21 protein-coding genes are annotated in these 21,419 nt (G+C 28.7%); 16 read left to right on the top strand and 5 right to left on the bottom strand.

What is annotated here, in order from left to right; all coding sequences use genetic code 11:
- Position 1: 1 nt before the first annotated feature.
- On the bottom strand, positions 2–433 hold the full coding sequence (locus BLP60_RS01415) for an ACT domain-containing protein (protein ID WP_092062247.1): 432 nt from the start codon (positions 431–433) through the stop codon (positions 2–4).
- A gap of 9 nt (positions 434–442) precedes the next feature.
- A complete protein-coding gene (locus BLP60_RS01410) occupies positions 443–1,747 on the bottom strand; it encodes a phenylacetate--CoA ligase family protein (protein WP_092062245.1) in 1,305 nt (434 codons plus the stop codon).
- A gap of 243 nt (positions 1,748–1,990) precedes the next feature.
- Between BLP60_RS01410 and murA the strand changes: the two genes are divergently transcribed.
- Together murA and rbp are read left to right on the top strand one after the other, a co-directional pair.
- A complete protein-coding gene (murA, locus tag BLP60_RS01405; protein WP_092062242.1) occupies positions 1,991–3,244 on the top strand; it encodes a UDP-N-acetylglucosamine 1-carboxyvinyltransferase in 1,254 nt (417 codons plus the stop codon).
- A gap of 162 nt (positions 3,245–3,406) precedes the next feature.
- Positions 3,407–3,652 carry an RNA-binding regulator gene (gene rbp, locus BLP60_RS01400; protein WP_092062239.1) on the top strand — a complete coding sequence of 82 codons (246 nt, stop codon included), beginning with the start codon at positions 3,407–3,409 and terminating at the stop codon, positions 3,650–3,652.
- A 70-nt stretch (positions 3,653–3,722) separates the two neighbouring features.
- Here rbp and BLP60_RS01395 read toward each other — a convergent pair whose 3' ends face one another.
- Entirely contained in the window at positions 3,723–3,941 is a 219-nt protein-coding gene (locus BLP60_RS01395) for a hypothetical protein (protein ID WP_092062236.1), read from the bottom strand.
- Positions 3,942–4,073: 132 nt separating this feature from the next.
- On the opposite strand from BLP60_RS01395, the gene BLP60_RS01390 reads away from it, so the two are divergent.
- The 11 genes from BLP60_RS01390 to BLP60_RS01340 all read left to right on the top strand — a co-directional run bounded on the left by BLP60_RS01390 (position 4,074) and on the right by BLP60_RS01340 (position 16,873).
- On the top strand, positions 4,074–4,547 hold the full coding sequence (locus tag BLP60_RS01390; protein WP_092062233.1) for a chemotaxis protein CheW: 474 nt from the start codon (positions 4,074–4,076) through the stop codon (positions 4,545–4,547).
- A gap of 66 nt (positions 4,548–4,613) precedes the next feature.
- Positions 4,614–7,979, top strand: coding sequence for a transcription-repair coupling factor (gene mfd, locus BLP60_RS01385; protein WP_092062230.1), 3,366 nt, complete (start codon positions 4,614–4,616; stop codon positions 7,977–7,979).
- Complete coding sequence (locus BLP60_RS01380) at positions 7,967–8,881, top strand: SurA N-terminal domain-containing protein (protein ID WP_092062227.1); 915 nt, start codon at positions 7,967–7,969, stop codon at positions 8,879–8,881. Before mfd ends, BLP60_RS01380 begins: the two co-directional genes overlap by 13 nt.
- A gap of 4 nt (positions 8,882–8,885) precedes the next feature.
- Positions 8,886–9,827: a SurA N-terminal domain-containing protein gene (locus tag BLP60_RS01375; protein WP_092062224.1), complete on the top strand. Its 942-nt coding sequence runs from the start codon at positions 8,886–8,888 to the stop codon at positions 9,825–9,827.
- Positions 9,828–9,890: 63 nt separating this feature from the next.
- On the top strand, positions 9,891–10,727 hold the full coding sequence (locus BLP60_RS01370; protein WP_092062221.1) for a helix-turn-helix domain-containing protein: 837 nt from the start codon (positions 9,891–9,893) through the stop codon (positions 10,725–10,727).
- Between the two features lie 3 nt (positions 10,728–10,730).
- Positions 10,731–11,453: a DNA repair protein RecO gene (gene recO, locus BLP60_RS01365; RefSeq protein WP_092062219.1), complete on the top strand. Its 723-nt coding sequence runs from the start codon at positions 10,731–10,733 to the stop codon at positions 11,451–11,453.
- Between the two features lie 12 nt (positions 11,454–11,465).
- Positions 11,466–12,335: a glycine--tRNA ligase subunit alpha gene (locus tag BLP60_RS01360; protein WP_092062849.1), complete on the top strand. Its 870-nt coding sequence runs from the start codon at positions 11,466–11,468 to the stop codon at positions 12,333–12,335.
- Positions 12,336–12,352: 17 nt separating this feature from the next.
- Positions 12,353–14,428, top strand: coding sequence for a glycine--tRNA ligase subunit beta (glyS, locus tag BLP60_RS01355; protein ID WP_092062215.1), 2,076 nt, complete (start codon positions 12,353–12,355; stop codon positions 14,426–14,428).
- Positions 14,429–14,473: 45 nt separating this feature from the next.
- Positions 14,474–14,737: a 30S ribosomal protein S20 gene (rpsT, locus tag BLP60_RS01350; RefSeq protein ID WP_092062211.1), complete on the top strand. Its 264-nt coding sequence runs from the start codon at positions 14,474–14,476 to the stop codon at positions 14,735–14,737.
- A 126-nt stretch (positions 14,738–14,863) separates the two neighbouring features.
- The gene (locus BLP60_RS01345) at positions 14,864–16,204 is read left to right on the top strand and encodes a TrkH family potassium uptake protein (RefSeq protein ID WP_092062208.1); all 1,341 of its coding nucleotides are present in this window, start codon (positions 14,864–14,866) and stop codon (positions 16,202–16,204) included.
- A gap of 12 nt (positions 16,205–16,216) precedes the next feature.
- On the top strand, positions 16,217–16,873 hold the full coding sequence (locus tag BLP60_RS01340) for a potassium channel family protein (protein WP_092062205.1): 657 nt from the start codon (positions 16,217–16,219) through the stop codon (positions 16,871–16,873).
- 1 nt (position 16,874) lies between these two features.
- Here the strand turns inward: BLP60_RS01340 and BLP60_RS01335 are convergent, their stop codons facing one another.
- Positions 16,875–17,738 carry a menaquinone biosynthesis protein gene (locus BLP60_RS01335; RefSeq protein WP_092062202.1) on the bottom strand — a complete coding sequence of 288 codons (864 nt, stop codon included), beginning with the start codon at positions 17,736–17,738 and terminating at the stop codon, positions 16,875–16,877.
- A 37-nt stretch (positions 17,739–17,775) separates the two neighbouring features.
- Here BLP60_RS01335 and BLP60_RS01330 point away from each other — a divergent pair, with 37 nt between their 5' ends.
- Entirely contained in the window at positions 17,776–18,396 is a 621-nt protein-coding gene (locus BLP60_RS01330) for a lysophospholipid acyltransferase family protein (RefSeq protein ID WP_092062199.1), read from the top strand.
- Positions 18,386–19,258 (top strand): lysophospholipid acyltransferase family protein, encoded by an 873-nt coding sequence (locus BLP60_RS01325; RefSeq protein ID WP_092062196.1) that lies wholly within the window; start codon positions 18,386–18,388, stop codon positions 19,256–19,258. Before BLP60_RS01330 ends, BLP60_RS01325 begins: the two co-directional genes overlap by 11 nt.
- On the opposite strand, the gene BLP60_RS01320 is transcribed toward BLP60_RS01325, so the two are convergent.
- Complete coding sequence (locus BLP60_RS01320; RefSeq protein ID WP_092062193.1) at positions 19,255–19,488, bottom strand: hypothetical protein; 234 nt, start codon at positions 19,486–19,488, stop codon at positions 19,255–19,257. The genes BLP60_RS01325 and BLP60_RS01320 overlap by 4 nt on opposite strands.
- Positions 19,489–19,693: 205 nt before the next feature.
- Between BLP60_RS01320 and ade the strand changes: the two genes are divergently transcribed.
- A complete protein-coding gene (gene ade / locus BLP60_RS01315) occupies positions 19,694–21,397 on the top strand; it encodes an adenine deaminase (protein ID WP_092062190.1) in 1,704 nt (567 codons plus the stop codon).
- Positions 21,398–21,419 lie beyond the last annotated feature (22 nt).

Here is a 21,419-nt window from a genome sequence, read left to right as displayed (position 1 = left end):
TTTATATATTGTATAATTCCTTTCCTGGTATAATCTTAATATTATTTTCACTTAGTATTTTGATTGCATCATCTGTTCTATCAAATCTAAAAATCAAGACAGCATTTTTACCACTTTGTTGAACAAAGGCATACATATATTCAACATTTACTTTATTTTTACTTAAAATAGATAAAATATTATATAATCCTCCTGGTCTGTCATCTACTTCTACAGCTACTACATTAGTTTTTCCTACAGTAAACCCATTTTCTTTTAATACCTGTTTAGCTTTATTGTTGTCTGTTACTATTAGTCTTAAGATGCCAAAGTCAGAAGTATCTGCTAGAGATAAAGCTCTTATATTTATTTTCGCCTCAGCTAATATTTTGGTTACTTCTTCTAATCTACCAGCTCTGTTTTCTAAAAATACAGAAATTTGTTCTACTTTCATTTTTACCTCCTAAGATTGTTTACGTAAGTCTATGACTCGTTTTGCCTTACCTTCTGAGCGAGTAATAGATTGAGGCTCGACCAATTTTACTCTTGTACTTACACCTAAAAATTCTTTAATAGTTTGAATTAATTTCCTTTCTAATCTTTGTAAGTGTTTTATTTCATCTGAAAATATTTTTTCATCTACTTCTACTTGAATTTCTAAAACATCTAAAGCTCCCTCTCGTTTTACAATGATTTGATAATGAGGGGTTAATCCCTCAGTCTCTAATAAGATACTTTCTATTTGAGATGGGAACACGTTTACTCCTCGGATAATTAGCATATCATCACTACGTCCTTTTAATCGTTCTATACGATAATGTGTTCGACCACATTTACATGGGATAGGAATGATAGAAGTAATGTCTCTGGTTCTATATCTAATTAAGGGCTGAGCTTCTTTAGTTAGAGTGGTTATTACTAGCTCACCTGTTTCTCCTAAAGGAAGTTGTTCTCCTGTTTCAGGGTTTATAATTTCGATGAGGAAATGGTCTTCCCATATATGTAGACCATGTTGTTCTGTTTCACATTCAATAGCTACACCAGGGCCTAGAATTTCAGAAAGACCATAAATATCTAATGCTTTAATTTTAAACTTTTTTTCTATTTCTAAGCGCATTTTTTCTGTCCATGGTTCTGCTCCAAAAATGCCTATTCTTAATTTTAAACTATCTATATCAATACCTTGAGCTAGAGCTGTTTCATATAAATATAGACTATAAGAAGGAGTACAGCAAAGTACAGTAGAACCAAAATCTTTCATTAACATAACTTGGCGTTTTGTTCCTCCTCCAGAAATAGGAACAATCGTAGCGCCTAAAGTTTCTGCTCCATAATGCATTCCAAGGCCACCAGTAAATAATCCATATCCATAGGCATTGTGAACAATGTCTCGCCTTGTTACACCTGTGGCAACAAATGATCTGGCCATAAGATTCGCCCAAATGGATATATCTCTTTTAGTATATCCAACTACAGTAGCTTTACCAGTGGTTCCTGAAGATGCATGCACTCTTACTACATTTTCTTTGGGCACTGCAAAAAGTCCAAAAGGATAGTTATTTCTTAAATCTTGTTTTTCCGTAAAAGGTAAGTATTTTAAATCTGATAAGGTTTTAATGTGCTCGGGTTTTAGATCTAGTTCATCAAAGCGTTTTTTGTAAAAAGGAACGTTGTGATAAACTTTTTCCACCAAATACTTTAATCTTTTAAGTTGCAAAGATTCGAGTTCATCTCTTGGCATGGTTTCACGCTCTACATCATATAACATCTTCCCACCCCTTTTAGTTGTTGGTTATAAAAAAAGCCACGAACTTTTAGGTCCGTGGCTTTGTTTTTTTTATATTATCTCTTCTACGCCACGGACATATAATATTTATTAAAGTTAAAAAAGGCAAAAAAGGGAAAATTAAATTTGTCCGTAGCGTAATTTAGTAATTGCATAAACTACAAATGCCTTATATAGACGTGACAAGTCAAGTCTTTTTTATTCTAGCAATAGGAGAAAAATTTTATGGATAAGTTGTTAGTAGAAGGTGGACGTCCTCTTTATGGAGAGATTCAGGTTAGTGGCTCTAAAAATGCCTCCTTACCTATTTTAATGGCTTGTTTAATGCTCTCGCAAGAGACTACTTTGTATAATGTACCTAATCTTAGGGACATTAATACTACATTAAAACTTCTCGAATATTTAGGCTGCAAGGTAAATAAAAATAGAGGAATTATAAAAGTTTGTGCTTCAAAAATTCAGCCCGAAGCTCCTTATGATTTAGTGCGGACAATGAGGGCTTCTATTTTGTGTTTAGGGCCTTTGTTGGCAGTGTTGGGAAAGGCAAAGGTTGCCTTACCAGGAGGGTGTGCAATTGGCTCTAGGCCTGTGGACTTACATTTAAAAGGGCTTGAAAAAATGGGGGCCAGTTTTCAATTGGAACAGGGATATATTATTGGTACCTGCTCCAAATTAAAGGGAACTCATATTTATTTTGATTTTCCTACAGTTGGCGGAACAGAAAATTTATTAATGGCAGCTTGCTTAGCTGAAGGAGAGACAATTTTAGAAAATGCAGCTAAAGAACCAGAAATTATTGATTTAGCTAATTTTTTAATTGAAGCAGGAGCAAAAATTCAAGGCCATGGTACAAGTATAATTAAAATTCAAGGAGTTAATAAACTCAAAGGAATAAAATATGAAGTCATGCCAGATAGAATAGAAGCAGGTACTTATATGATAGCAGGAGCAATTACTAGAGGAGAGATAACAATTACGAACTGTCCTGTAGAAGAATTAGATGCTGTTATTACTAAACTTAAAGAAATGGGAGTAAAATGCAGTGTAGATAGTGAGAAAAAGATAGTTCAGATTTTGGAATCTACAGATATTCAAGGAATTGATGTAATAACTGCTCCTTATCCTGGATTTCCTACAGATATGCAAGCTCAAATAATGGCTTTAATGTGTGTGGCAAAGGGAAGCGGAATGATAAAAGAAACTATATTTGAAAATAGATTTATGCATGTTTTAGAATTAGTGCGTCTTGGGGCGAATATTAAACTGAGCGGAGATACAGCTTTGATTAGAGGAGTTTCTTTTTTAAGGGGTGCTCCTGTAATGGCATCAGACTTACGAGCAAGTGCCAGTTTAGTTTTAGCTGGTTTAGCTGCGAGAGGAGTTACAGAGATTCATAGAGTATATCACTTAGATAGAGGATATGAAAAAATAGAACAAAAGCTTTCTAAAGTAGGGGCCAAAATTTGGCGAATAAAATAAAATTAATGAGATTAAAATTTTTTTTAATAAAAAGCTTGCCATAATTATGAAAACATGTCATTTCTAAAAAAGAGTTTTCGCTGAGAGGTTTTTTTCTAACTCAAAGGGTGAGTTAAGCAGCGAAAAAAGGTAAACGTTTTAGTTTTTTTGGAGTTTTGTTTTATGTCTGCTAATTTGTATGTAGGAAATTTGCCTTGGAGGACCACAGAACAAGAATTGTTTGACCTATTTGCCCAGTATGGAGAAGTTTCTTCAGTAAAAATTATTACTGATAGGGAAACAGGAAGGTCAAGAGGTTTTGGTTTTGTGGAAATGAGTAGTGGTGGTGATGAGGCCCTTGCCTTAGATGGCACTGAATTTGGAGGTCGTAATTTAAAGGTAAACCACGCTCGTCCTAAAAAATTCTAATCTTTTTAGTTTGAAAACTAATTAAACACAATGAAAGCCCGCTTAAAGCGGGCTTTTTTAATTTTATATTCTATTTATTTAAAATCCTTCGACAAGTTCTAATTTTTAACTCATTTAAAATAAGACGTTCATAATTATTTTTAGATAATGTGGTTAAAGAAATATCTTTTTCTACTATTTGATTAAAAAAATGGGTTTCTTCCCAAAAATCTAATAATTCTTCATCCCCTAATGATTTTATTTGTTCTTCTAAACTAAATTCTTGTTCTTCGGTTATAAATTCTCCCATCTAAAATAATCCCTCCTTGTAATTTCAAGTTGTTATAGCAAAGGAGTGAATAATTTGACAACTTTTAATTTTCGGTTAATAACCTAAAGAAATAACTGATTTTTTTATACTTCAGAAAATGGAGTCAGAGATATGAAAGAAAACACTAAAAGAGAAAAAGAGATTTTGCAATTAGTTACTTTTGGGATAGGAGAAGAGGAATTTGGAGTGGACATTTTAAAGGTCCAAGAAATTATCCGTATGTTAAATATAACAAAGGTTCCTAATGCTCCTGATTTTGTAGAAGGGGTGATTAATTTAAGAGGTAAAGTAATACCCATTTTAGATTTGCGTAAAAGGTTTAAATTGAAAGCAAAAGAATATGATAAAAATACAAGAATAATTGTTATAGAAATAAACAATACAGTAGTTGGATTTGTTGTAGATGCTGTTTTCGAAGTTTTACGTATTCCAAAGGATACTGTAGAGCCTCCTTCTCCTGTTGTTGCAGGAGTTGACTCCGAATATATAAGTGGTGTTGGCAAATTAGATAATAGATTGCTTATCCTTTTAGATTTAGATAAGTTATTGACACATAAAGAACAAGAAGAATTATCTCAAGTATAAAGTAAAATATAGGAATATAATTTTTTTAGCCGCCTTTATTTTAAAGGCGGCTTTAACTTTTTGATTATGATAACTTCTAAAATAGAGTCTTCACTTATAAAACATAATGAGATTTATATTTATAACTCAGGTCCTTGCACACAAATTAAAATTTCTAATTATTTTTATAATAAAAATAAGAATGTTATTTTTCTAGTTAAAGATAATTTTAAAGAATATTTAGAATTAGGACGTTTATTTTATCCAAAACAAGATATAATAACTTTCCCTAATTTTTTATATGATAAACAAAATTCTAACTTTTGGTCTGATTTATTTTATTCTTGTTACTCTTTATTCTTAAATCAACATAATCATTTTAAAATCATATTTGTTCCATTGTCCTTACTTTTTTGGAGAGTTCCCCAAAAAAAATTTTTTTTAGAACATACTGTTTTGCTTCAAAAAGGTCAGGATATTTTGCTAGAGAATTTTATAGATACTTTAATAAAGTTTAATTATAAAAGAGTTGTTCAAGTTGTAGATAAAGGAGAATTTGCGGTTAGAGGAAGTGTCTTAGATATATTTTCTCCTTATTATGAATATCCAATAAGAATAGATTTGTTTGGAGATTTTATTGAAGAAATAAAACTATTTCATCCTATTTCTCAAAAATCTATAAAAGAGGTTGATGAGGTTTTTATAATACCTTTTTTTATCAAACCTCCTGAAAAAAGCATAGAGTTTAAAGAATTGAATCAGATTGGAGAAACTAAAAAGGATATAAATGATTATTTAGAAAAAGAGCTTTATTTTTTTAATTTTTACATAAAAAAATTATGTAATATTTTGGATTATTTTAATGAAAGTATTTTATTTATACCTACATCTGAAGAATTATCTTTGAATTTAGAGAGTTATGAACATAAAATTAAAGAATTTTGTAGAAAAAATTGTATTCCTTTTATTTATACTTTTTTTCAAAAAAATGAAATCAAACAATATTTATCCCATAGAAAAAAGATATTTTTTCCATCTTTAATTAATTCTAAAAACTCAGACTTAACTAAATTTAAATTAGAAGAAGAAAAAATAATATCTTATGATGATTTATTTTGGAAGCCAGAAGAGAAAATTAGGCCAATAAGAACTTTAAAACATTATTTGGTAAAATGGATAAAAAACTATAATCAAGTTATTATAAGTTTTAAATCTGAACAAAGTAGAAATAAATTTATTCGAACATTAAATAGTGTTTTACCTAGAAATATATTTTATAAATTTAATCAAAATCAAAGAGGGTTTTATGCTTTAATTTCGCCTACAACCAAAGGGTATATTTTAAAATGGGAAAATAGCATTGTTATAAGTTCTGATTTATTACTTCCTTCAGCAGGATATAGAATAAAAAAATTTTCTGGACTAAAAAGTTATGATGATCTTGAAGAAGGAGATTTAATAGTTCATCGAGATTATGGTGTTGCTTATTTTTCTGGTTTAAAAACTTTAAGTATTAATAATCTTACAGGAGAATATCTTGTTTTACTATATGCTAATGATGATAGATTATATCTCCCTGTAGAAAAGGTTAATCTTATTCAAAAGTATAAAGGTCCTGAAGGAGTTGTTCCTCCTTTAGATAAATTAGGAGGCTCTAGATGGAATAAAGTTAAGGCAGCTGTTAGAAAACAAGTTGAAAAAATAGCGAAAGATTTAGTTCAAATATATGCATATCGAAAGATAGCTAAACGTCATTCTTATAGTCCTCTTGACGAAGATTACTATGAATTTGAAGCCAATTTTGGTTTTGAAGAAACTCCAGATCAGGCTAAAGCCATTGCAGAAGTAATGGCAGACATGGAAAATCCTATTCCTATGGATAGGCTTGTTTGTGGTGATGTGGGGTTTGGTAAAACTGAAGTAGCATTAAGAGCTGCATTTAGGGCTGTAAAAGATGGACATCAAGTATGTGTATTGTGTCCTACTACTATTTTAGCAGAGCAACATTTTCATAATTTTAAGAAGAGAATGGAACCATTTGGAATACGAGTAGAAGTATTAAGTAGGTTTGTAGCTTCTCAAAGACAAAAAAAAATTATTCAAGAGTTGGAACAAGGAAAGATAAATATTATAATAGGAACCCACAGGCTTCTTTCTAAAGATGTTAAAATCCCTCAACTGGCGCTTCTTATTTTAGATGAAGAACAAAGGTTTGGAGTTCAACATAAAGAAAAATTGAAAAAAATGAGAAAAGAAATAGATGTGCTTACTCTTACAGCAACTCCTATACCTAGAACATTACAGCTTTCTTTATCTGGGATTAGAAGTTTAAGTGTAATAGAAACTCCTCCACCAGAGAGAAAACCCGTAAAAACTCAATTATTAGAAAAAAATTTTGCTGCTTTAAAATCTATCTTAGAGTTTGAATTGGATAGAAAAGGCCAAGTTTTTTGGGTGCACAATAGAGTGAAAGGTTTAGCTGCTGTTGCTGAGAAGATAAAAAAAATTGTACCTCACGCAAAAATAGAAATTGCCCATGGTCAAATGTTAGAGAAAGATTTAGAACAAGTTATGCACAATTTTTATAAAAAAAATATAGATATTCTTGTTTGTACTTCCATTATAGAATCTGGACTTGATTTTCCAAATGCAAACACTCTAATTGTGGACAATGCCCACCTCTTTGGGTTAGGGCAACTATATCAATTAAGAGGTAGAGTAGGTAGGTCAGAAAAACAAGCATTTGCTTACTTTTTGGTTCCAAGCTTAAAAGAACTTCCACCTAAAGCTAAGAAACGTTTACAAGTAATTTTATCTTTAGACTATTTAGGTGCAGGTTTTCGCTTGGCAATGGAAGATTTACGTCTGAGAGGAGCTGGGAATATTTTAGGAGAAGCTCAAAGTGGACAAATAGGAAAGGTAGGATTAGACCTTTTCTTAGAAATGTTAGATGATGAAATAAAGAAATTACAAGGAAAAGTGATAACACAAAAGAAAGAGCCTGAAATAGAAATAAATTTAAGTGCTTATATTCCGCAAAATTATATTTTAGATAAAAAAGAGAGGCTAAGGTATTATCGTTTATTGGCTAAAAATGAAGATAATTCTTTTGATGAGGTTTTAAAAGAAATAAAAGATAAGTATGGATTTTTTCCTAAAGAATTTCAAAATTTCATAGAACTTATAAAGTTAAAACAGGAAGCAAGGAAAATAAGTATTTCTAAACTTTCTATTAAAAATAATTATTATATGATTAAATGGGAAGCAGAAGATTTTCAATTTGATGTTAAAAAAGTTTTGGCATGGGTTGAAAAAAATAATGCTCAATTATTACCTTCTGGAGAAATTAAAATTTATCATAATAAAGAGAAATGTTTTGATTCTTCTAAAATAATTAATGATTTTTCTCTTATTATTAAAAATCTTCAAGAGAGTTTGTTATGTGTAAAATAAAGACTTTTATCCCTGTTATAATAATTTTATTTTTTTTGTTTATTATTTCTTGTAAGATAGATAATGCTCCACCAGGAGTGATAGCATCTATTAATGGAGAATATATATATTTAGATGAAATAGAGAAGAAATATGATTTTATTCATTTTGAATATGATGAAGATTTTTTAAATATTGCAAAAGTAAAAAAAGAATATAGAAATGAATTAATGAATTTATTTTTATATAAATTAATTGATCAAGAACTTAAAAAAAGAGGATTAGCTGTTACAGATGAAGAAGTGCAAAAAGAAGAAGAAAAAATAAAGTCAGATTATCCACCAGGAGAATTTGAAAAAATTTTAATAGAAGAATATATTGATTATGATAGCTGGAAAAAGTTTTTAAGAATTAGGTTAAGTATTAATAAATTTATTAATACAATAATAAAACCTAATATTAAAATAAATTTTAAAGAGGTAGAATCTTATTATAAAAATCATATTAAAGATTTTTATATTCCAAATATGATTAGTTTCACTTTATTCTATTGTGCTAATAAAAATATATTACAAGAGATAAGGAAAAATAAATTATCTATAGAATCGATTAAAAATAAATATCCTGAGGTAATTGTTCATGATTATAAATTAAGTTTAGAACAGACTCCTATGTTATGGAAAACTGCTTTGGAATTTACTCAAGAAGGGCATTTCAGTAAAATAAAAAATGATAAAAAGGGTTTTTATTTACTTAAAGTTAATAAAAAATATTCATCTAAATATCTTGAACCAGCTCAGGCCTACCCTTTAATTGAACGAGCAATTTTATCTAAAAAAATTAATCAATACTTATATAACTGGTTTATAAAGTCTTTAAGAAATGCTGAAATAAAGATCAATAAGTCTTTATTGGAGGGGTAATTAGATGTATAAAAAAATTATAAATATATTCTTGTTAATTTTTATATTTCTCTTAATATTTATACATAGAGGATATTCTGTAGAAATAGTAGATAGAATTGTGGCTGTTGTTGATGGAGAAATCATAACTTTAGTGGATTTAAATAAAAGATTGGCTCCATATTTAGAAAAATTTAAGGGTAAAGAACTATCCGATAATGATAAAATTTTAATTATGAAATTAAAAAGAAAAGTTTTAAATGATATGATTGATGATATTTTAATTAAAAATTTAGCAAAAAAATATAAAATAAACGTATCTGATTTAGAAATAAAAAACTATATAAATAATTTTAGAACGAGAAATAATCTTACAACTGAAGAATTAAAACAACAACTTAAATTAGAAGGTATGACATATGAAGAATTTTATAATAAAGTAAGAGATGATATTTTACGACATAGAATTATAACTGCATTAGTAAAAAGAAAAGTGCTTGTTACAGAAAAAGAGATTAAAAGCTATTATGAAGAACATAAGAAAGAATATAAAAAAAATAAAAAGGTTTGCTTAAAAATAATTCTTTTACCCTCATATGGTAAAGCTAAAGAGATTTATCAAGAGATACAATCTAATATTGATTTTGAAACAGCAGCAAAAAGGTATTCTATAGGGCCTAATGCCCAAAATGGTGGTGATTTAGGATGTTTAGAATATTCTGACTTAAATTCTAAATGGAAGGAAGTTCTGGATAAATTAAAAGCAGGAGAGATTTCAAGACCTTTTGAATATGGAGATAAGGGAGTTATTTTAAAGTTAGTTAATATTCAGAGTGGTATTCTTGAATCTTTAGATAAGGTAAAAAATAAAATTAGACAAAAGCTTTATGCTAAAAAATTTGAAAAGCTGTTTAAAGAGTTTTTAAATAATCTTAGAAAAAAGGCTGTAATAGAAATTAAACTTTAAATTTTAGTTATAAGGGGTTATATAGATGTCTTTTTTTAACATTTAACAAAAGTGGAGAATGCCATGTCTCTAGAAGATATTGGAAAAATTTTAAAAGAGGCTAGGTTATCTAAAAACATTGATTTAAAAGAGGTTCATGAGCATATTAAAGTTGGTATTCATATTTTAAAAGCCATAGAAGAAGGAGATGAAAAATCTTTACCACACCCCATATATGCTAAAAGTTTTATCCAAGCATATGCTAAATTTTTGGATTTAGACTGGAAAAAGATAGGAGAAGAATATTCTGATTTGTATAAATTTGACAATAAAATAGATAAACTAGATAAATTACCAACCACAATTGAAGATAATAAAAAATATTATCGCCAAATAGGTTTTTATCTTAGCATTATTGCTTTAGTAATGGTGATTATTTTATTTTTTAGTTTTTTTTCTAAAAAAGGGAATCCTATTGAAGAAAGTGCTGTTTATAATAATTCTTCTCAGATAAATGAAAGTACACCTCAAGAAAATGTTTTAGAAGAGCAAAGTAGAAATATTAATGAAACACTTTCTTGGGCAGAGAAAAATAATACTTTACAAAAAAATATAAACAAAAATAACTCTGATATTAATGAAACTCAAAATATAGAGAAAAAATCATCTTTTATATCTACTCAAAAAGTAGAAGTTGTTGCTGAAGACCAGTGTTGGGTACAAGCCAATTTAGACAATAATAAAACGCAAGAATATTATTTGTATCCTAATGAGAGAATAACTATAGAATTTAATAATAATTTACAATTAAAGTTAGGTAATGCAGGTGGAGTAAAAGTGTATTTAAATAATAAGGAAATATCTTTAAATGCTGAAAAAGGAGAAGTAAAAACCCTACATTTTCCTTTGAATACTCAGTAATTTATGGAAATCAATGAAAATTTTATTATTTTAAGAAAAGGGAGATTTAAAGAAGTTGATTTATGGTTAAAAGTATTATCTCCCCATTTTGGTTTAACTACTTTTTTTGCTTTTGGTGGTTTAGTTAGCAAAAAACGTTTTTGTGGTTGTTTAGATGAATTTAATTTATTATATGGTAAAATTGAAAAAAGTAAGCGTAAAGAATATTTAACTTTAAAAGAATCTTATTTAATTAATAAATTTATCGATCTGAAACAAAACTCTAATAAAATAGGTGCAATTGCTAATATAACCAAATTCTTGGAAAAAATTAAAATAACACCTGACGAATATAAACAAGTTTTTGATCTTTTTGTTAATTTTATTTCTATTATATCTAAAGTATCTGATATTTCATATTTTCCTTTACTTTTTAAAGCCAATTTAATATTTAATTTAGGATATTTGCCATTATTTTCTTATTGCTTACATTGTAAAAAGCCCTTACTTCAAAAACATAAAATTGTTTTTTTTTCTTTTCAAGAAGGAGGTTTTTTTTGTGTCTCTTGTGGGCTGAAAAAAGGGCTCAATTTTAAATTAGATAGTAACATAATTTTATTTTTAAAATATATATCACAATCTAAACCTAAAGATTGGATACAAATAGATATTAATAAGACATTCCAAAAAGCATGTTATGAAATAGTAAGTAGGTTTATTGAATATCATTTAGAAATAAGCATTTAGGAGATGTCCATGATGTATTTTCAAGATGTCATAATGGTCTTACAAGAATATTGGTCAAAGAATGGTTGTATTATTCAACAACCATATGACATTGAGGTAGGTGCAGGAACATTTAATCCTGCTACTTTTTTAAGAGTAATAGGTCCAGAACCCTGGAGAGTGGCTTATGTAGAACCTTCTAGAAGGCCTACAGATGGCAGGTATGGAGAAAATCCTAATCGTTTGCAACATTATTATCAATTTCAAGTAATTTTAAAACCAGCACCTTCTAATGTTATTGATCTGTATCTTAAAAGTCTTGTAGCTTTAGGGATTAATTCTAATGAACACGATATACGCTTTGTAGAAGATGACTGGGAATCTCCTACTTTAGGAGCATGGGGATTAGGTTGGGAAGTATGGTTAGATGGCATGGAGATAACTCAGTTTACTTATTTTCAGCAAGTGGGAGGAATTAATTTAGATCCTATTAGTGTAGAAATAACATATGGTTTAGAGCGTATTTCTATGTATTTGCAAGAAAAAGAGTCAGTATATGAATTACAATGGAATGATAATATAACTTATGGAGATGTTCACTATAAATCAGAAGTAGAGCATTCTTATTATAATTTTGATTATAGCAATGCTAAGATGTTATTAGAATTTTTTAATAAATGTGAACAAGAATGTTTAAATCTATGTGAAAATAAATTACTTTGGCCTGCTTATGATTATTGTTTAAAATGTTCACATTTATTTAATTTGCTAGAGGCTAGAGGAGCTATTTCTATAACTGAGAGAACTTCTTTTATTAGTAGAGTTAGAAACCTTGCTTCTACAATAGCTCGTCTTTATGCTAAACAAAGAGAAGAAATGGGATATCCTTTGCTAAAAAAATAAAAAAGAGGGTAACACAAATGAGTTTATTTGTTTTAGAAATAGGTTTTGAGGAAATGCCTGCACGTTTTTTAAAAAAATTAGAAAAAGATATAGCAGGTATGTTTAGTAATTATTTAAAAGAAAAGAAAGTATATTTTAATAATATTCAAAGTTATTCTACTCCAAGAAGGCTTATTGTACTAATAAATAATATTGCTTCAAAGCAAGAAACAGAAATAATAGAAGTTATAGGTCCTCCTTTGAAAATAGCAAAAAAAGAAGATGGAAGTTTAACTAAAGCAGGATTGGGGTTTATAAAATCTCAGGGAGTATCTTTTGAAGATGCTTATGAGGTAGAAACATCTAAAGGAAGTTATCTTGCTGTAAAAAAACAAATAGGAGGGCAAGATACTATAATCGTATTACAAAGCTTATGTCCTAAGATTATTGAAAATTTACATTTTCCTAAAAAAATGCGTTGGGTAGATAATTTTACTTTTGGACGTCCTATTCGTTGGGTTTTAGCATTGTTTGAAGATAAAATAGTAAATTTTCAAATAGCAGGTCTTAAAAGTTCTAATATCACCTATGGACACAGGGTTATGGGAAAAGGTCCTTTTAAAGTAGAACATGCTTCAGAATTAAGTAATGTTTTAGAAACCAAAGGTAAAATTATTTTAAATTTTGAGGAGCGTAAAAAAAATATTCTTCACCAAGGGAATCTTTTGGCAAAGCAAGTTGAAGGAGAAATAGCTTGGAAAAATTCTTTATTAGAAGAAGTTTGTTACTTAGTGGAATATCCTAAACCAATATTAGGCAAATTTGATGAAAAATTTTTAGAATTACCAGAAGAAGTTTTACTTATGAGTATGGAGAGTCATCAAAAAAGTTTTGGTGTAAAAGCAAATAATAAATTATTACCTTATTTTTTAACTATAATAAATTTAGAGCCTGAAAAAAAAGATATTATTCAAAAAGGTTGGGAACGAGTTTTAAAGGCAAGGCTAGAAGACGCCAGCTTTTTTTGGCATACTGACTTAAAGTCTTCTTTTAACAAATGGCTGCAACAGCTTGAAAAAGTTACTTTTTTAGGACCTCTTGGAAGTATGCGACAAAAAGCAACTAGGCTATCGATGTTAATGGAATATTTAGGTAAAAAATTTTATCCTCAGAAGTTATCTGAACTTAAAAGAGCAGGTCTTTTAGCTAAGTGTGATCTTGTTTCTGAAATGGTAGGAGAGTTTGCCGATTTGGAAGGTATAATGGGAGGTATATATGCACGTAAAATGGGTGAAGATCCTGTTGTGGCAACTGCTATTTATGAACATTACCTGCCAAAAGGGCAAGGAAACCTGCCTCAATCTTTAGAAGGAGCTTTGCTTAGTATAGCAGATAAAATAGATACTTTGGTTGGATGTTTTGGATTAAATATTATTCCTACAGGAGCAGCTGATCCTTATGCGCTTAGAAGAAATGCTCTTGGGATAATTCAGATAGTTTTAGATAAACAACTTTCTCTTTCTTTATCCAACTTAATTTCTTATAGTTACGATCTTTATGAAAATGTTGAATTTAAGTTAAATAAAAAAGAATTTTTTGATAAGTTAAATGATTTCTTTGCTCAGCGTTTAAAATATTTATGGCAAGAACAAGGCTTTAAAAGTCAAATTGTAGAAGCAGCATTGGGAGCTAGTTTTGATAATATTTTTGATACATTTCTTAGGTTAAAAGCGTTGAATGAATTTTCTAAACAAGCTGAATTTGAAACAGCTGTGTTAACGTTTAAACGAGTATCTAACATTATAAAAAAACAGGCTAAACAAGAAACTTTTTTTACTGAAATAAATGTTGATCTATTAGAAGAACCTGCTGAGCAGAGATTATATGAAAAATTAAAAGAATTAGAGACAAAGTTTAAACAATTCTTAACTAGCAAAAAATATAAAGAGTTTTTAAATTTACTTTTAGAATTAAAGCCATTTGTAGATGATTTTTTTGATAATGTGATGGTTATGTGTGAAAATGAAAATTTACGAAAAAATCGCTTGACCATGTTAAAAAGTATGACTAATACGCTTGAGATTGTAGCTGATTTTGCAGCATTACAAGTATAGAAGAAATAAAAAATTTAAATACAAAATTTAAAAGGAGGTTATGTCTTGGCCAATCACAAGTCTGCAATTAAAAGACATAGGCAAAGTTTAAAAAGAAGAGCTCGCAATAGGGCAGTTAAAACTAGGATAAAAAATGTTGTAAAGGCTGTACGGCAAGCTGTTGAGGAAAAAGATAAAACTCAAGCTATTGAAAAATTAAGAACAGCAACCTCTGTTATTGGAAAGGCCTCTCAAAAGGGAATTTTACATTGGAAGACAGCTGCTCGTAAGGTTTCTAAATTAACAAAGTTAGTCAATAGTATTGAATAATTAAGGATAAAAGGGTTATTTAAAAAGCCTATCCTTGTTTGATAAAGGGTAGGCTTTTTTTGTGTTTGCTTTTTAAAAAAGTTAAGGATAAGAATAGCTCATTATTTTTAAGTAATAAATAAAAAAATGAAAAAAAATTTCATTTCTCCTTTTTCTTTGCCTGTTTATTTTTTTGCTTTAACTATTTTAATAGGTGCCATTATCCTACATCATCCTATAAGTCTTAAAGGCAATTCTATTTCCTGGTTAGATGCTTTATTTACAGCTACTTCAGCTACCTGCGTTACAGGTTTAATTGTTGTAGATACAGGATCATTTTTTTCTCCATTTGGACAGGGCGTAATTTTAACCTTAATTCAATTAGGCGGTTTAGGTATAATGACTTATACCAGCTTAGTTTTTTATCTATGGAGAAAAAAAATAAGTATTACAGATAGGATAGCTGTGGGACAATCTTTACTTCACGATCCATCATTTCATCTAGGAAAATTTTTAACACAGATGATACAATTTGTGTTTTTTATTGAACTTGGGGGAGCATTATTGCTATACCTCTTAGATCCTATAAAATTTTCTCCTTTTTCTGCAATTTTTCATTCTATTTCTGCATTTTGTAATGCTGGTTTTTCTTTATTTTCTTCTAGTTTAATTGAATGGCAAAGTTCTTTTTTAGTTAATCTTATTTTTATTATTTTAATAGTTTCTGGTGGGCTTGGTTTTGCTGTAATTTTAGAAATATATGAACGAAAAATACATGTTCGTACTAAACAAAAACTTAGTTGGCATTCTAAAATAGTATTAGAAACAACATTAGCATTAATTGTTGGTGGAACTATTTTAATTTTTATTGCTGAGTTTTTTGCTCATCCAGAATATATAGATTTGAAAAAAAGCATATTAACTTCTTTTTTTCAGTCTATTACATGTAGAACAGCAGGATTTAATACTGTGGAAATTGATAAAATGACAAATCTTTCCCTTTTAATTATGATTTTCCTGATGTTTATAGGAGGTTCTCCTGGATCTTGTGCTGGTGGTATTAAAACAACTACTTTTAGAACTTTTGTCTCTTTTGGCTGGTCTAATCTTATTGGAAGAAAACAATGCGTCATTGGGAAATATGCTTTAGATGATAAAAGTCTTAACAAAGCATTAACTTTAATTATATTTGCTATGAGTCTTATTTTTTTAGCTACTGCTATTCTCTTAGCAACAGAAGGAGGAGATATTCCTCATCATTTAACAAAAGGACTTTTTTTAGAAATTTTGTTTGAAGTAGTATCTGCTTTTGGTACAGTAGGATTATCTGTTGGATTAACTCCAAACTTATCTGTTATTGGAAAAATGGTTATTATAGCCTTAATGTTTATAGGAAGGTTAGGGCCTATTTTATTTTTAACTCTTTTACAGAGTTGGCAATCACAAGAAAGATTTAAATGGCCAGAAAATACCTTATTAATAGGTTAGGAGGAAAAGGTAGTGGCAAAGTTTGAAGTAGGTGTTATAGGATTAGGAAAGTTTGGTTTTTATTTAGCAAAATCTTTAGTCAACCTTGGCCACAATGTAGTTGGTTTAGACAATAAATCCGATAGAATAAAACGAGCTCAGGATATTTTAACTCAGGTATATGAAGCAGATGCAACAGACAAAGGAGCCTTATCTCAGTTAGGGTTTGCAGACTTAAACCATGTAATAATAAGTGTTGGCCATTCCATGGAAGCTAGCATTTTAATTGCTTTATATCTTAAAGAACTAGGAGCCAAGGATATTTGGTGTAAAGCTATTAGTGATGAGCATGAAAAGGTTTTATTAAAAATAGGCGTAGATCATGTTATTTTCCCTGAGCGATTTGCAGCAGAACAGCTAGCAAGAAGTTTAGTAGTTCCTGGGCTAATTGACTATTTGCCTATGGGTAAGGGAGTATTATTAAAGGAGATAATAGTTTCTTCTAAGTGGGAAGGAAAAACTTTAAGAGAATTGGATCTTACTAATCAGTATGGAGTACAAGCAATTGCTATCAAAACCCAGGAAAAAGGAGAATATACATTTGTGCCAAAAGCTGATCAAAAGTTAAAAAAAGGAGATATACTTGCTATCGTAGGTAAAGAAGAAAGTTTTAAAGAATTAAGTCCATAAGTTAAATCCACTGTAAGGTAGGAATCCCTTCAATAATTTTCATTTTTTCTAAATAGTGAGCAAATAAAATAAGACTTGCCTTGTGTTCTTTGTCTAGGTTGTAATCCATTAGATCCCAATAATTAGAGATAACGTTCAAATCAAAACTAAATTTAGTTTTAGTTTTTTGTAAAAGATGTTTTTTTTCTATTTTCAATAAGTGTTTAGATTTAATTAAAGTTTCATAGAGAAAATAAATAAGTTCTTTTTTAATAAAAAAAAGGTTTTTATTTATAATCCATAAAGCAAAAACAAAAGGAAGATTTGTAAATTTAAACCATTCATGTGCTAAATCATAAATATAAAAATTATTTTTTTGTTTGTAATATATGTTTAAAGCAAAATCACCAATTTCTAAAAAAGGAAAATTTTTAGTTTCTCCAGGCTTAACAAATGTCCATTTGGGTTCAGGTAATTTCCAATAAAAGTTCCATAATATTTTTAATAGATTAATAGAGCTTGCAGATGCTTGGCTAAGATAAACTATTGGATTTTTTTTCTTTTTAAAAGAGTCTAAAGGAAGGTTAGAACATAATAATACACTTTGTACCGCTTCTTTAGCACTAATACTTAAGTTGGGAAACAATAAATAACGATCACTGTGGATTAAATATTCAAAAGATGAGGCAGGAGCTAAGTCAAGTTCATCTTGAAATAACAGCTTATTTAAAGCAGAAGGATGATTTTTAACGTATTTTATAGAAAATTTAAAAGGTTCTCTTTTTAAATAATAAAAAAAAGGCCAAATATTAAGATAAGATATCTGACCTATTTTTAATTTTTTTGATTTTAATTCTATATCTTGACAAGCAGTGTTTTTTACCATGATAACAACTCGTTAAATATTATTTTAAGGTTTAAAAATGTCTAAGAGTAAAAAAATTAAAATTCCTTTTTCTATTATAACTGCTTTGGCTAAAATATGGTCATCAACGCTTCGTTATAAACAAATTGAATATGATAATTATATTTGTTTGAAAAAACAAGAACAACCTGTGTTATTTGGAATTTGGCATGGAGAACTTTTTCCTTTATGTTATTTACATCGCAATCAAAATATACGCGTTCTTGTAAGCCCTAGCAGAGATGGAGAAATTATTGCCAATGTATTGTTAAAATTAGGTTATACTTTAGCGCGAGGCTCTAGTAACAAAACAGGAGTAAAAGCCCTAATTTCTATGTTAAAAAAATTTCGTCAAGATCCAAGAGATATGGTTATCACATTAGACGGTCCTACAGGACCACGTCATAAAATAAAAGATGGTATTTTGTTTCTTGCCTATAAGTTAGAGTTACCTATAATACCAGTAAGAGTATGTATATCTAAAAAGTTTGTTTTTAATTCATGGGATAAATTTGAATTACCTTATCCTTTTGCTAAATGTGAAGTTAAATATGGAAAACCAATTTTAGTAAAAGATAAAAATTTTGAATTTTATAAAAAATATTTATATAAGGAATTAGATTTGCTTTATGTTAGATGAGATTTTTATTCAACTTCTTATTAATTGGTCAAGAAGTATAAATATTTATTCTTGTGATAGGTATGGTAGAATTATTGGTCTTTTATTATGGAATTTACTAAAAAAAAGACGAGAACAAACTATTTTTTCCATTCAAAAACATCTTGGTTTGGATTTTATACAAGCTAAATCTTTAGCTAAGCAAAGCTTTATTCATACTGGAATGGCTTATTTTGAATCTTTTTTAGTCCAAAATTTTGATTATAAATTTATGTGCGATAATGTTGTAACAGATGATCTTGATAATATAAACTTATTAAAAAATAGTAAAAGACCTGCAGTTATTGTTACTGGGCATTTAGGTCCATGGGAAATGTTATTAGCATTATTAAAATTTTATTTACCAAATAAATCAACTCAAGTAGTAGTAAAATTCCCTAAAAATAAATTTATGGCAAAATTAATAAAAAGATTGAGAACAGAACGAAATGCAGAAATTGTCGGTCATAGATTAATTACTTATAAGCTCCTTCCTAATTTACGCCAAGGAGGGATGGCTGCGTTTTTAGTGGATCATAATACATTAAAAAAAGAAGCAATTTTTTTACCATTTTTAGGTGAAATAGCAGCTGTTAATATTGGCCCAGCTTTGATTGCCTTAAGGGCAAAGGCCTTAATTTGGCCAGCATTTGTAATTAGAGAAGGCACAAAAATTCGTCTCTTTTTAGAAAAACCCCTTGATACTAAAACTTTAAACGGAACATTAAAAGATAAAATAAAAGTAATAACCCAATTTTATACCCAAGCAGTTGAAAAAAAAGTTTTATCTTATCCAGAGCAATGGTATTGGTTGCATAGACGTTGGAAAACTCGCCCCAATTAATCTTTTTTTAAATACTGTTCAATAATTTTAGCATCATTTGAAGATGATTTTACTCCTAGCTCTTTAGATTCACCATAACAAATAAATCCTGTATCAGTTAATTTAACTTTTCCTGCTGCTAATACAGCAGGATAAGGAATTTGTTCTCTGAATTCTACATAATCTACCCGTTCTGGGAAAATAATAGGAATAGCTTGACCAGCAAAATCTTCAAAAATAATATATTTCATTTTATCCTCCGCTATTAACTTTTAGTTTGTTATTATAGAGTTTTATAACTATTTTTTTTAATTTAGTCGATAGTAAAGAATAGAAATATTAGCTTAAATTTTTTAAATTGTTAAACTCATTGCTTGCTTAAATATATTTTATTATTCTTAATAAAAATATTTGAGTCAATTTGATTTTTAAAATTTTACTAACAAGGAGATAATTATGAATAATTACGTCAAGATGTTAGAAGTGGCAAGAGGAGAAGCACCCGCTGATTTAGTTTTAAAAAATGTTCAATTAATTAATGTACTTAGTGGAGAAATTTATTCAGAAGATATAGCAATTTATAAAGATATGATTGTTGGTGTGGGAAAGGATTATAAGGGAAAAGAGGAATTAGACTACAAAGGAAAATACGCTTGCCCTGGGTTTATTGAAGGTCATATTCATATAGAATCTAGTTTTTTAAGTCCTTGGGAATTTGCAAAGATAGTGGGAAAATGGGGAACTTGTTGTGTAGTGTGTGATCCTCATGAAATAGCAAATGTTTTAGGAATTGAGGGAATAGAAATTTTTATTAAGGCAACAGATAAATTACCTGTTGATTTTTATTTCATGGCTTCTTCATGTGTGCCAGCAAGTCATTTAGAAACTTCTGGAGCAATTTTAGATGTAAAAGATATAAAATATTTATTTAAAAAATATCCTCAAAAAGTTTTAGGTCTTGCTGAGATGATGAACTTTCCTGGAACCTATTTAGGAAATAAAGAAGTATTAGATAAATTAAAACAAGCTGAAAATAAAATAATAGATGGACATGCCCCTCTTTTAGGAGGCAAAAATTTAAATGCCTATATTCTAGCTGGTCCTAAAAGTGATCATGAATGCCTTAAACAAGAAGAGGCTTTGGAAAAATTACGTAAAGGCATGACTATCTTTATTCGTGAAGGTAGTACAGAAAAAAATTTAAAAGATCTTATTCCCATAGTTAATTTTAAAAATGGAGAAAATTTCTGTTTAGTGACAGATGATAAACATGCTGATGAACTTTTTCAATATGGTCATATTAACTATAATGTAAAGAAAGCCATAGATAATGGATTAAACCCTATTTTAGCCATAAAAATGGCTACAATCAACCCAGCAAGATATTTTGGGTTAAAAAAATATGGAGCAATTGCACCAGGATATTATGCAAATATTGTTATTTTAGATAATTTAAAAGAATTTAATATTGTTGATGTGTATTTAAAAGGCAAAAAATACTCTTCCTTAGATTTTATTAAATATAAATACAATTCTTCAACTAATATTTTAAATTGTCCTAAATTAAATTTAGACGATTTTAAAATAATTCCTCAAGGTGATCAACTTAAGGTTATTAAGATAATTCCTCATCAAATTATTACTGAACAAATAATTGTAAAACCTAAAATAGAAAATAATAATGTAGTTTCTAATATAAACGAAGATATAATTAAATTAGCTGTAATAGAACGACATAAAAACACAGGCAATATAGGTCTTGGTTTTGTAAAAGGTCTGAAGCTAAAGAAAGGAGCTATAGCAAGTACAATAGCACACGATTCTCATAATCTTGTTGTAGCAGGATGTAATGATAAAGATATGTTGTTTGCAGCAAATTATTTAAGAGATCAAGGTGGAGGAATTGTATTTGTAGAAGGTCAAAAAGTGATTTCTTTTTTAAGTTTGCCTTTTGCTGGGCTTATGAGTTTGGAAAATATAGAAAATGTTGTAAATAAATTATTAGAAATTGATGATACACTACAAAAAGTAAGTTCTTTAGGAAGCAAAATTTTTATGCATTTATCATTTTTAGCCCTTCCAGTTATTCCAAAATTAAAATTAACAGATAAGGGTTTGGTAGATGTAGAAAAGTTTGAAGTTGTTTCATTGTTTGTGTAGATTTTTTGTTTCAATTAATAAA

It is taken from the genome of Desulfonauticus submarinus, from assembly GCF_900104045.1.
GTDB classification, from domain to species: domain Bacteria; phylum Desulfobacterota; class Desulfovibrionia; order Desulfovibrionales; family Desulfonatronovibrionaceae; genus Desulfonauticus; species Desulfonauticus submarinus.
This window is presented reverse-complemented; position numbering and strand designations above follow the sequence as displayed.